The 11,883-nt window shown below is 69.6% G+C and carries 9 protein-coding genes; 2 read left to right on the top strand and 7 right to left on the bottom strand.

The window, feature by feature from the left end; translation table 11 throughout:
• Positions 1-2: 2 nt before the first annotated feature.
• The gene (locus VKZ50_15250) at positions 3-1,340 is read right to left on the bottom strand and encodes a cytochrome ubiquinol oxidase subunit I (protein HLJ61081.1); all 1,338 of its coding nucleotides are present in this window, start codon (positions 1,338-1,340) and stop codon (positions 3-5) included.
• A 173-nt stretch (positions 1,341-1,513) separates the two neighbouring features.
• On the opposite strand from VKZ50_15250, the gene VKZ50_15245 reads away from it, so the two are divergent.
• Positions 1,514-1,711, top strand: coding sequence for a hypothetical protein (locus VKZ50_15245; protein ID HLJ61080.1), 198 nt, complete (start codon positions 1,514-1,516; stop codon positions 1,709-1,711).
• Between the two features lie 3 nt (positions 1,712-1,714).
• Here the strand turns inward: VKZ50_15245 and VKZ50_15240 are convergent, their stop codons facing one another.
• From VKZ50_15240 to VKZ50_15220, 5 genes are all read right to left on the bottom strand, one after another.
• Positions 1,715-3,103, bottom strand: a complete 1,389-nt coding sequence (locus VKZ50_15240) for an NAD(P)(+) transhydrogenase (Re/Si-specific) subunit beta (protein HLJ61079.1) — start codon at positions 3,101-3,103, stop codon at positions 1,715-1,717.
• Between the two features lie 17 nt (positions 3,104-3,120).
• Positions 3,121-3,417, bottom strand: a complete 297-nt coding sequence (locus tag VKZ50_15235) for an NAD(P) transhydrogenase subunit alpha (protein HLJ61078.1) — start codon at positions 3,415-3,417, stop codon at positions 3,121-3,123.
• On the bottom strand, positions 3,401-4,579 hold the full coding sequence (locus VKZ50_15230) for a Re/Si-specific NAD(P)(+) transhydrogenase subunit alpha (GenBank protein HLJ61077.1): 1,179 nt from the start codon (positions 4,577-4,579) through the stop codon (positions 3,401-3,403). The genes VKZ50_15235 and VKZ50_15230 overlap by 17 nt, the downstream gene beginning before the upstream one ends.
• A gap of 232 nt (positions 4,580-4,811) precedes the next feature.
• Positions 4,812-8,408, bottom strand: coding sequence for a pyruvate:ferredoxin (flavodoxin) oxidoreductase (gene nifJ / locus VKZ50_15225; protein ID HLJ61076.1), 3,597 nt, complete (start codon positions 8,406-8,408; stop codon positions 4,812-4,814).
• Entirely contained in the window at positions 8,405-10,069 is a 1,665-nt protein-coding gene (locus VKZ50_15220; protein ID HLJ61075.1) for an NAD(P)-binding protein, read from the bottom strand. The genes nifJ and VKZ50_15220 overlap by 4 nt, the downstream gene beginning before the upstream one ends.
• 340 nt (positions 10,070-10,409) lie before the next feature.
• Here VKZ50_15220 and VKZ50_15215 point away from each other — a divergent pair, with 340 nt between their 5' ends.
• Positions 10,410-11,204, top strand: coding sequence for a nucleoside monophosphate kinase (locus VKZ50_15215; GenBank protein ID HLJ61074.1), 795 nt, complete (start codon positions 10,410-10,412; stop codon positions 11,202-11,204).
• Between the two features lie 52 nt (positions 11,205-11,256).
• Here VKZ50_15215 and VKZ50_15210 read toward each other — a convergent pair whose 3' ends face one another.
• The gene (locus VKZ50_15210) at positions 11,257-11,757 is read right to left on the bottom strand and encodes a hypothetical protein (GenBank protein ID HLJ61073.1); all 501 of its coding nucleotides are present in this window, start codon (positions 11,755-11,757) and stop codon (positions 11,257-11,259) included.
• Between the last annotated feature and the right edge of the window lie 126 nt (positions 11,758-11,883).

The raw sequence follows: 11,883 nt of genomic DNA, 5'->3' as shown, positions 1-11,883 counted from the left end.
CCTCAGCGCGCCCGTTCCATCGGGCCCTCGTCCGGGCCGCGCAACACGATCAGGATCGCCAGAAACACCGTGAGAACGCCGAGCAACGCGTACATGCCGGCGAACCCGAGGACCGTGAAGATCGTTTCGCCCGCCGCGACGTTCGGGGAGACGCCGGCGACCGTCCGCAGGAGCCCGTACACGAGCCACGGCTGGCGTCCGACCTCGCTGACCACCCAGCCGGCCTCGTTCGCGATATAGGGAAACGGCAGCAGCAGCAGGAGGATCCACAGGAACCACCGGCTGGCGAACAGTGCGCCCCGCCACCACAGCGCCACCCCGAGGAGCAGGGCGGCGATCAGCATGGTGCCGAGCCCCACCATGATGTGGTAGGCGTAGTACGTGAGCTGCACGAGGGGCCACTCCGCCTCGGGATAGTCGTTGAGCCCCTTGACCTCCGCGCGGAAGCTGCCGTACGCGACATAGCTGAGCACGTCGGGAACCTCGACCGGATCGAGCAGTCGGTGCTCGGTCGTGGACGGCATCCCGAGGATGGCCAGCGGTGCGCCGTACCGGGTCTCGAACAACCCTTCCATCGCGGCCAGCTTGACCGGCTGGTAGGCGGTCACGTTCCGGCTGTTCATGTCGCCGGTCGGAAACAACTGGGTCAGCGCGAACACCGCGCCCACGCCGACGCCCATCGCCACCGAGAGCCGGCCGAACTCAAGATGCCGCCCCGCGAGCAGATAGTAGGCGCCCACGGACGCCATGACGACGGCGGCGGACAGGACCGCGCCGTTCATCACGTGGGCGTACTGCCACCACAGGAACGGGTTCCCGAGCAGCGCCGCCAGGCTGCCGATCTGCACGGTGCCGTCCGCGGCGACGCGGTAGCCGACCGGGTGCTGCATCCAGGCGTTGGTCGCGGTGATGAAGAGACCGGACAGCCACGCGCCCGCGGCGACGAGCACCGAGGACAACCAGTGGAGCCGCGGGGAGACGCGCCCCTCCCCGAACAGCAGGATCCCGAGGAACGTGGACTCCAAGAAGAACGAGAACACGCCTTCCAGCCCGAGCGTCTGCCCGATGATGCCCCCGGCGAACGCGGAGAACTGGGCCCAGTTGGTCCCGAACTGGAACTCCATGGGGATCCCGGTGATCACGCCCATCGCGAAGTTGAGCGCGAAGATCCGGGTCCAGAAGCGGGCCGCCGCGCCGTACCGCGCGTCGCCGCGACGGAGCTCGAGCGTCTTCAGCACGACGATCAGCGGGGCGAGCCCCATCGTCAAGATCGGAAACAGGTAGTGGAACATGATGGTGAACGTAAACTGGATGCGGTCGGCGATCACGGAGTCGGTCATGCGGGTACCCCAAGGCCCAACGGATCACACGCTCTTTCCGCCGTTCGACGGGCGCGCCCAGAATACCCCCCCGCCGGACGCGGCTTGGCGCGGTTTGCGATGGCACGTTTCGGGGGACAGTATTCTAGAACGGCACTGGACGGCACGAACCATCGCGGTCAGCGAGGCGATTCATGTCCAGGACAGCGCAGGTCGCCGGCGTGAACGTCAACGTCGATCCCCGCAGTCGGGCGCGTCAGCGACGGCTCCGCATCGTACGGCGAGACGGGCAGCCGACGCGGCTCGAGGCCAAGACCCACGCCCGCCCCAAGCGTCCGTGGCCCGTGAGCGACCCGGCGTTCTGGCTCGCCCTCGGACACGGGGGCGCGTAGCGGCTACAGCGCCTTCACAATCTCCTCGGTCATCTTCTTCGCATCGCCGAACAGCATCATCGTGTTGGATTTGTAGAAGAGCGCGTTGTCGATCCCGGCGTAGCCCGGCGCGAGCGATCGCTTCACGAACAGCACGGTCTTCGCCCGGTCCACGTCCAGGATCGGCATCCCGTAGATCGGGCTCGAGGGATCGTCCCGCGCCGCGGGGTTCGTGATGTCATTCGCGCCGATCACGTAGGCCACGTCCGTCGCCTGAAAGTCCGAGTTGATCTCCTCCAGCGCGAAGACCTCATCGTACGGCACGTTCGCCTCGGCCAGCAGCACGTTCATGTGACCGGGCATCCGGCCCGCGACCGGGTGGATCGCGTACGAGACGCGCACGCCCCGGCGCTTCAGCGCGTCGGCCATCTCCCGGACCGCGTGCTGCGCCTGCGCCACCGCCATCCCGTAGCCCGGCACGATGATCACCGACGCCGCGTTCTCGAGAATGAACGCGGCGTCTTCCGCCGAGCCCGACGTCACGGACCGATCGGTTTTCCGCGCCGCCGGTCCGGCGCTCTCGCCGCCGAACCCGCCGAGAATGACGCTCACGAACGACCGGTTCATCGCCCGGCACATGATGTAGCTCAGGATCGCGCCGGACGACCCCACCAGCGCGCCGGTGACGATGAGCGCGGAGTTCTCGAGCGTGAAGCCGATGCCCGCGGCGGCCCACCCCGAGTAGCTGTTGAGCATCGAGATCACGACCGGCATGTCCGCGCCACCGATCGGCGCCACGAGCGTGACCCCCAGCACGAACGCCAGCATGGTCACGACCCAAAACACGTCCGCGGACGGCGTGTGCACGAACGCGCCCAGCAGCAGGACGATAACGGCGCCGATCACGACGTTGAGCGCGTGCTGGCCCCGGAACACCACCGGATCGCCGGAGATCACGCCCTGCAGCCGCGTGAACGCGACGATGGACCCCGTGAACGTCACGGCGCCGATGACGACGCCGAGCGACATCTCGATCCGGCTCTGCACCCTGATCTGCCCCAGAGCGTTGACGATCCCGTAGCCCGTAGGATGGTAGAAGGCCGCGGCCGCCACCAGCACCGCGGCCAGTCCGACGAGGCTGTGAAAGGCGGCCACGAGCTGGGGCATCGCGGCCATCTTGATGCGGAACGCGATCACGAGGCCGACGATCCCGCCGGCGCAGACCGCGAGCGCGATGCTGCCGTACGACGTGACCTGCGGGCCGAGCGCGGTCGTCAGGATGGCGACGGCCATGCCGGCCATGCCGAACACGTTGCCCATCCGCGCCGACTCCGGGTTGGAGAGCCCGCGCAACGCGAGAATGAACAGTACCGCCGAGGCTAGGTATAGGAGCGCCGCGAGATCAGCCGACATGCCCGGAGTCCCTGCCGCTATCGCTTTCGCTTCCGGTACATCACCAGCATCCGCTGCGTGACGGCGAAGCCGCCGAAGATGTTCACCGAGACCAGCGCGGTCGCCACGAGGCCCAACACCTTGGACCGCGTCACCTCGGCCGGACCCGCCGCGATCAGCGCACCCACGATGATCACCGACGAGATCGCGTTCGTCACCGACATCAGCGGAGTGTGCAGCGCGGGCGTCACGCTCCACACGACGTAGTAGCCCACGAACACCGCGAGCACGAAAATGGAGATCTGGAAGACCAGCGGATCAACCACGCCCCGCACGACTCAACTCCTTCTCATCGAGGAACATCGGATGCACGATCGCCCCGTCCCGGGTCAGGAGCGTCGCCTTCACGATCTCGTCGTCCCCGTCGATGTTCAACTGCCCGGTCTGCTTGTCGAACATCGGCGTAATGAAGTGAAGCAGGTTCTTCGCGTACAGCGCGGACGCGTCGGTCGCGATCCGGCTGGGCCAGTTCTCGTACCCGACGATCGTCACGCCGTGCGCCACCACCACCTCGTCCCGCTTCGACAGCGCGCAGTTGCCGCCGCTCTCCACCGCGAGATCCACGATCACGGCGCCCGGCTTCATGTCCGCGACCATCTCCTCGGTCAGGAGCACCGGGGCCGGCCGGCCCGGGATCTGGGCGGCCGTGATGACGACATCGACCGTCCGCACCGTGTCGCGGATGAGGGCGGCCTGTTTCTGCTGGTACTCGGCGCTCATCTCGCGGGCGTAACCGCCTGCCGTTTCGGCGGACCGCGTCTCCTCGTCCTCCACCATGAGGAAGCGTCCGCCGAGGCTCTCCACCTGCTCCTTGGTCGCGGGGCGGACGTCCGTCGCCGAGACGATGGCGCCGAGACGGCGGGCGGTCGCGATCGCCTGCAGGCCCGCCACGCCGACGCCCATCACGAGGACGCGCGCGGGCGCGATCGTCCCGGCCGCGGTCATCATCATCGGGAACGCATGCCCGAGCGCGTTGGCCGCCTCCAGGACCGCCTTGTACCCGGCCAGGTTGGCCTGGGAGGACAGCACGTCCATCGCCTGCGCGCGGCTGATCCGCGGCAGGAGCTCGAGCGCAAACGTCGTGAGCCGCCTGGCGGCGTAGGCCTGGAGCGCGGCAGGATCCTGGTGAGGCGCGAGCAGCCCGATCAGCATCGCGCCTTCCTTCATCAGGGCGACCTCGTCGGGGGCACCCCGCTCTCCGCGGAGCGGTCGCCGCACCTTGAGCACAACATCCGCCGCGCCGACCACGGCCTCCGGTCCCTCGAGCAGGGTTGCGCCAGCCTGCTGGTAGTGGGCGTCCGTGAAACACGCGCCTGCCCCGGCGCCCGCCTCCACGACCACCTCGTGGCCGAGACCGACCAATTTCTTTGCTGTATCCGGGGAGGCTGCAACCCGCCGCTCGCCGGCCAGCCGTTCTCTCGGGACGGCGATTTTCACGGTTGGCCCTCCCCGACGATCTTCGACTCCGCTGTCGTCATTCGCACACCTCGCACGAGCCCTCGTGGGATCCCGCTCTGTCTCCGTAATGGTAATGCCACACTACGCCGTTCTCCAAGACATTACGTGCCCTGCGGCGTCGTTCCCTATCGGAATCGGCCAGCCCCGGGCGAGGGAGCGGCACCGCGCCGCGGGGCCGATGCGCCCCCGTCGCGACCTCCCCCGTCCCCGATCACGCACCCTGAGAATCCGCGGGCGTCCCTACCGTCGCGGGATGGAACCGGCTGCCGTCGCGCGCCGCCATGTCCTCGTACTGCCGGTACTTCTCGTCGACCACCGCCTGCGCCATCCGCATCAGCGCGTCGGCCTCCTGGGGGCGCGACGCGGCGAGCGAGGTGTAGCGGGCCTCGTTCCGTGCGTAGTCCCGGAACGGAATCACCGGGCGGGGCGAATCGAGCCGGAACGGGTTCTGTCCCGTCTCGCGCATCGCCGGGTTGAAGCGGAACAGCGGCCAGTACCCGGATCCCACCGCCAGCGCCTGCTGGCGCATCCCAAAGCGCATGTCGATCCCATGAGCGATACAGTGGCTGTACGCGAGAATCAACGCCGGTCCGTCGTAGGCCTCGGCCTCGCGAAACGCGAGCAAGGTCTGCTGCGGGTTTGCGCCCATCGCGACCTGCGCCACGTAGACGTTGCCGTACGCGATCGCCTGCAACCCCAGGTCCTTTCGCGCCGTGCGCTTGCCGGCGGCCGCGAACTTGGCCACCGCCCCGAGCGGCGTCGCCTTCGACGCCTGGCCGCCGGTGTTCGAGTAAACTTCGGTATCGAGCACGAGCACGTTCACGTCGCGACCGGACGCCAGCACGTGGTCGAGGCCGCCGTACCCGATGTCGTAGGCCCAGCCGTCGCCGCCGACGATCCAGACGCTCCGGCGGATCAGATAGTCGACGACCGAGAGCAGGTCGCGCGCCCGCGGGTCGGCGAGCCCGCCGAGCCGCTCCTTGAGCTGCGCCAGCCGGTCGCGCTGTGCCCGGATCTCCGACTCCTGGATCTGGGGAGCGGCCAGGATCGCCTCCGCGAGCTCGCGTCCGACCGTCTCGGCCACATCCCGGAGACGCGTGCGTGCGAGCTCGACCTGCTTGTCGACCGCGAGCCGGAAGCCCATCCCGAACTCCGCGTTGTCCTCAAACAACGAGTTCGTCCAGGCCGGACCCCGCCCTTCGTGGTTCGCCGTCCACGGCGTGACCGGGAGGTTGCCGCCGTAGATCGACGAGCACCCCGTGGCGTTCGCGACCTGTAGCCGGTCGCCGAACAGCTGGGACAGCAGGCGCAGGTACGGCGTCTCGCCGCAGCCGGCGCACGCACCCGAGAACTCGAACAGGGGCTGCAGAAACTGCACGCCGCGCACGTTGGCGAAGTCGACGCGGGCGCGGTCGTTCACCGGGAGCGCCTCGAAGAATCGGACGTTCTCCCGCTCCGGCTCCACGAGCGGCCGTTTGTCGGCGAGGTTGATCGCCTTCATCCCGGGTACCGTCGGGCTGTCGGCGGGGCACGCCTCGATGCACAACCCGCACCCCGTGCAGTCCTCAACGTAGAACTGCAGCGTGAAGCGCGTCTCCGGATAGCCGCGCGCGTTCACCGGCGCCGACTTGAACGTCGCCGGCGCGCCGGCCATCCGGTCCTCGTGATAGTACCGGGAGCGGATGACGCTGTGCGGACAGACGAAACTGCACTGGCCGCACTGGATGCAGAGATCAGGCTCCCACACCGGAACGACGTCGGCGATGTTGCGCTTCTCGTACGCGGCGGTCCCCGAGGGGAACGTGCCGTCGGCGGGGATCCGGCTCACCGGCACGTCGTCGCCGTGCCCGGCCATGATCGCCGCCGTGACCTCCCGCACGAACAGCGGCGCGTCCGGCGGCACGATCGGCGCCAGCTCCCGAACGCCGGGGCGGCGGCCGGTCAGGTCGACCTCGTGCAGTTCGGCGAGCGCGCGGTCCACGGCGGCGAAGTTCTGCCGCAGCACCTTCTCGCCCCGGCGGGCATACGTCTTGCGAATCGCCGTCTTGATCTCGTCGATGGCGCGGTCCCGCGGCAGCACGCCGGAGATCGCGAAGAAGCAGGTCTGGAGCACGGTGTTCGTGTGGGTGCCCAGGCCGGCGTCGCGGGCCACCCGGTTAGCGTCGATCACGAACACGCGAAGGCGCTTCGCGAGGATCTGCTCCTGCACCAACCTGGGCAGGTGGTCCCACAGCGCGTCCGGCCCGTGCGGGCTGTTCAGCAGGAACGTCGCGTTGGGCGCGGCCAGGCTCAGCACGTCCTGGCGGAACAGGAAGTCGAACTGGTGGCAGGCCAGGAAGTCCGCCGCGTCGATCAGGTACGGGGAGCGGATCGGCGACGGGCCGAACCGGAGGTGCGACACGGTCTGCGCGCCGGACTTGTGCGAGTCGTAGACGAAGTACCCCTGCGCGTAGAGCGATCCGTCCTCGGCCAGGATCTTCACGCTGTTCTTGTTGGCGCTGACCGTCCCGTCCGCCCCCAGCCCATAGAAGACCGCGCGCGTCACCGAGGGAGGCTCGATCGAAAAGGCGCGGTCGACCGCGAGGCTGGTGTGCGAAACGTCGTCGATGATCCCGAGCGTGAAGCCGTTCTTCGGCCGTTCGCGGCCGAGCTCGTCGAAGGCGGCCTTGACCATCGCCGGGGTGAAGTCTTTCGAGGACAGGCCGTATCGCCCGCCGACGACGACCGGCATCGGCGGACCGCCCGCCTCCGCCGAGGCCTGCGCGAGCGTCGTCACCACGTCGAGGTAGAGCGGTTCCCCCGCGGAGCCCGGCTCCTTCGTGCGCTCGAGCACCGAGATCGCCCGAGCCGACCGGGGTACGGCGTCCAGGAACGCGCGCGCGGGCCACGGGTGGAACAACCGCACCTGGACGACGCCGACCTTCTCGCCCCTCGCACACAACCACTCCGCGGTTTCGCGCGCCGTTTCCGCTCCGGAGCCCATGATCACGACCACGCGCTCGGCGTCCAGGGCGCCGGCGTACTCCACCGTCCGGTACCGCCGGCCGGTGAGCCCCGCGAAGCGGTCCATCGCGCTCTGCACGATGTCCGGCACCCGGGCGTAGTACGGGTTGACCGCTTCCCGCGCCTGGAAAAAGGTGTCGGGGTTGTGCGCGGTGCCGCGGATGAACGGCCGCTCCGGGTTGAGCGCACGGGCCCGGTGCTGCCGGACGAGGTCGTCGTCGATCATCGCCCGCAGGTGCTCGTCCGAGATCAGCGTGAGCGTGTTGAGCTCGTGGGACGTGCGGAACCCGTCGAAGAAGTGCACAAACGGGACGCGGGAGGCGAGCGTCGCCGCCTGGGCGATCAGTGCCATGTCGTGCGCTTCCTGAACCGACCCGGACGCCAGCAAAGCGAACCCGGTCGTACGCACGGCCATGACGTCGGAGTGGTCTCCGAAGATCGACAACGCCGACGTGGCCAGCGACCGCGCCGCGACGTGGAACACGGTCGCGGTCAGCTCCCCCGCGATCTTGAACATGTTCGGCAACATGAGCAGCAGCCCTTGCGACGCGGTGAAGGTCGTCGCGAGCGCGCCCGACTGAAGGGCGCCGTGCACGGCGCCGGCGGCGCCCCCCTCGCTCTGCATTTCCTGCACGATCGGCACGTTCCCCCAAATGTTCCGGACGCCCGCGGCCGTCCAATCGTCCGCGAGCTCCGCCATGGTGGAGGACGGCGTGATCGGATAGATGATGCACAGCTCGTTCACCCGGTAGGCGACGTGCGCCACCGCGGTGTTGCCATCCATCGTCGCCCTGGACCCGCTCATGACGCGCCTCCCCGCCGCGCCGCGGCGTCCGCCGATGGTTCGGGGATCATCTCCATCGAGTGCACCGGACACTGTTCCACGCACACGGCGCAGCCCGTGCATCGCGTGAGGTCCACGCGGTAGCCGTTCCCGGGGCCGAGCCTCGCGATCGCGGTCTCCGGGCACGCTGCGTAGCAGTTGTCGCACTCGAAGCAGTTGCCGCACGAGAGGCACCGGCGCGCCTCGTGCAGCGCCTGCGCCTCGGTGAGGCCCGCGAGCACCTCGGCGAAGCTCGCCGTGCGGTCGGCGGGCGCCAGCGTCGGCTGTTCCGACGGCAGCGCATCGCTGTAGATGGGCAGGTTCAACATCTCGAGCGACACGAGCGGATGGGCCGGCGGCTTCTCGTAGACGACCCCGCGCAGCCACGCGTCGATGTATCGCGCGGCCTTCTTGCCGTGTCCGACCGCGACGGTGACGGTGCGCTCGCTCGGCACCATGTCGCCGCCTGCGAACACGCCCTCGGCCCCGGTCATCATGTTCGGCGCGACGACGATCGTGCCGTCGTCCTTGAACTCGACGCCCGGCACGCTCCGGAGGAACGCACTGTCGGTCTCCTGCCCGAGCGCCAGCACGACGGCGTCAGCCTGCAGGGTCTCGAGCTCGCCGGTCGCCTGCGGCCGCCCGTGTTCGTCGAGCGTCATGCGTTCGACCGTCACGTCGGCGCCGTCGATCTGTTTGATCGTCGTCAGCCACTTGATCTTGACGCCCTCGGCCACGGCGTCGTCGGCCTCGAACGCATGCGCCGGCATATGCGCGCGGTCGCGGCGGTACACGATCAGCGGCTCGGTCGCGCCGATCCGGCGCAGCGTCCGTGCCGCGTCCATCGCCGTATTGCCGCCGCCGTACACGATGACGCGCCGGCCGAGCAGCGGGCGCTCGCCGGTCCCGACACCCCGCAGCAGCGTCACCGCGTCGAGCACCCGGACGGCGTCGCGCGCCGGGATCTCCACGTGCCGGCCGATGTGCGCGCCGATGGCCACGAACGCCGCGTCGAACCCGCCGGCCGCCTTCTCGGCGGCGAGGTCGGTGACCTTATGGTTGAGCCGGATCGTCACCCCCATCGCCTCGATGCGATGGATGTCGGCCATCAAGTCGCTGCGGGGCAGGCGGTACTCGGGGATCCCGAAGTGGAGCATCCCGCCCGCTACCGGCCCGGCTTCGCAAATCTCCACCGCGTGACCGAGCCGGCGCAGGTGGTACGCGGCGGACAGCCCGCTCGGTCCGGCGCCGACCACGAGCACGCGGCGTCCCGACTCCGGCGCCCCGCGCGGGACCGTCCACCCCTCGGCGTTCGCAAGATCCCCGAGAAAGCGTTCGACCGCGTGAATGCTGACGGCGCTGTCGAGACCGGCCCGGTTGCACGAGCTCTCGCACGGGTGATAGCACACGCGGCCGTGCACCGCCGGCAGGGGATTGTCGCGGATCAACGCCCCCCACGCCGCGCGGAACTTCCCGGCCTGCGCCAGGCCGAGCCACGCCTGGATGTCCTCGCCGGCCGGGCACGCGTGGTTGCACGGCGGCAGGAGACTGACGTACATCGGCCGCCGGGCGCGAACCGGACCCGTTCCCGGTTCCCGCGTAAGATCCACGACCGGGCTCATATCGCGCATGGGAGGGACCATCCTCATCCTCCTCGTGAAGCCGCCGCGCCCGCCGATCGCCGCCGGGCGCGCCATTCCCTTGGGATTTGCCCACCTCGTCACGAGATCTCTCACCCGGCGACAACCGGTGCCCGCCGTCGAGACGGCGCACCTCCGCCGGGGACAACGCCAGCCCTCGGCGACCTTCCTTCTCAGGGTACGGGGAGGGGTTCCGGCAGGCAATCCGGCGAGGAATGTATCCGCCGCGGGGAAAGAATCAGGGAGAATCGGCCGCCCGCCTGATGGCGTTCCCCTGACTGTAGGGTACCATGTTGGCGGTACCGGCCGGGGAAACCGGCGCAGGGAGCCGGAGGGATCTGAATTGCCCGAGGGAACGAAGCGTCGCGCGGCACCGATGGTCCGCGCCCGCACAGCGCTCCATGCTGGCGGAACCGCCCCGATCATCCTGCTCATCGGTCCTCCGGGATCGGGTAAGGGCACTCAGGCGCGCCTCCTCGCCGGCCTCCGGCGGCAGGTGCACATCGAGGTCGGCGAGCACCTCCGAAGCGAGGTGCGGCGCCACTCACGCCTCGGGCGCCGGATCAGCCACTATGTCGCGGCCGGGGCGCTCGTGCCGAGGGAGATCGTGCGGGCAGAGGTCGCCGCCATCCTGCACAAGAAAAAGCGGGCCATTGCCCGGAGCGGCGCGATCCTCGACGGCTATCCGCGGACACTGGCGCAGGCCAAAGACCTGCTGCGCCTGCTTCGCGATGCCGGCCTGCGCAACCCGCTCCTCGTCGTGAGTCTCCGGGGGCCGGACCGATTGTTCGTCGCACGGCTGCTCCAGCGCGGACGCTCCGACGACACGCCCGCGGTCGCCCGCCGGCGCCTCCGCCTGTTCCACAAAGCCACGGCGCCGATCCTCCGGTTCCTGCGGCCGCGGCTGCCGGTGATCGACGTCGCCGCGGTTTCGTCGGTGCCGGTCGTCATGCACGCCATCCAGGCCGGTCTGGACGCGCGATACCGCTCCGACGGAGCGCGGGCGTGGACGCCGCGACCCGAGCGTGCGGTGACCGCACGCCGGTCAGCCCCGAGAGCCGGGGGGCGCGGGGACGGCCCGGCGCCGCAATCGCGCCAACAGCCCGGCGCGAAAGCCCGCAGCAAGCGAGCCAGCTAGCGTCCCGACGTTCGCACGCCGACCGCATCCCGGCGACCGGTCCTCGGCGCCGTCATGCCTGACGGGATCCCATCAGCTTCGGCACGAGCAGCGCGACCGCGACCGCGGGAATGTAGTGAATCACGGTATCGGCCGGGAGCAACGCGGTCGGGAAATGTCGGACGCCAAAGTGACCCATCCCGACGAGCGCGGCCAGTTGCCGCACCGGCACGATGAGCCCTTCGACGGGGATGCCGAGGCGCGGTCCGTGCCCCGCCGGCATCGGGAGGAACGCGACCATCGCGCTGTCGAGCGTGGCGATCGCGAGGCTGAGCGCCCACAGCGCGCGGACGGGTCGTGCGGAGATCCGCGTCAGGATTGCGTAGAGTAGACCGCCGGCGATGCCGGCCGCAAAGGCCGACCATGCGGTTTCCGCCGGTTCCGGATAGCGGGCGCCCATCAACAACTGCGCCGCCACGCTGGCCGCCGCAGCAATGACCCCTGCGCCGGTACCTGCGAGCAGTGGGACGAACCCCGCCGGCGTCGTCGTGCCGACTGCCTGATCGTGCGTCACGTTCACTCACCTCCCGGGCACCACGCCCGTCGTTGCGGCTGACGGCCGCGCTCAGTGGGCCACACCCGTCAGCCTAGGGCGGCCCCGTGAAGAAGTTGTGCCGGGGAGGCGAATCTCTTGTGAACC

The organism is bacterium, from assembly GCA_035295165.1.
Taxonomy (GTDB): Bacteria; Sysuimicrobiota; Sysuimicrobiia; order Sysuimicrobiales; family Segetimicrobiaceae; genus JAJPIA01.
Note: the sequence above shows the minus strand (reverse complement) of the source record. Positions and strands in the feature narration are given on the sequence as shown.

Coding starts and splice junctions, on each gene's coding strand:
- VKZ50_15250 (HLJ61081.1), bottom strand. CDS start 1,340: ATGACCGACTCCGTGATCGCCGACCGCATCCAGTTTACGTTCACCATC.
- VKZ50_15245 (HLJ61080.1), top strand. CDS start 1,514: ATGTCCAGGACAGCGCAGGTCGCCGGCGTGAACGTCAACGTCGATCCC.
- VKZ50_15240 (HLJ61079.1), bottom strand. CDS start 3,103: ATGTCGGCTGATCTCGCGGCGCTCCTATACCTAGCCTCGGCGGTACTG.
- nifJ (HLJ61076.1), bottom strand. CDS start 8,408: ATGAGCGGGTCCAGGGCGACGATGGATGGCAACACCGCGGTGGCGCAC.
- VKZ50_15220 (HLJ61075.1), bottom strand. CDS start 10,069: ATGGTCCCTCCCATGCGCGATATGAGCCCGGTCGTGGATCTTACGCGG.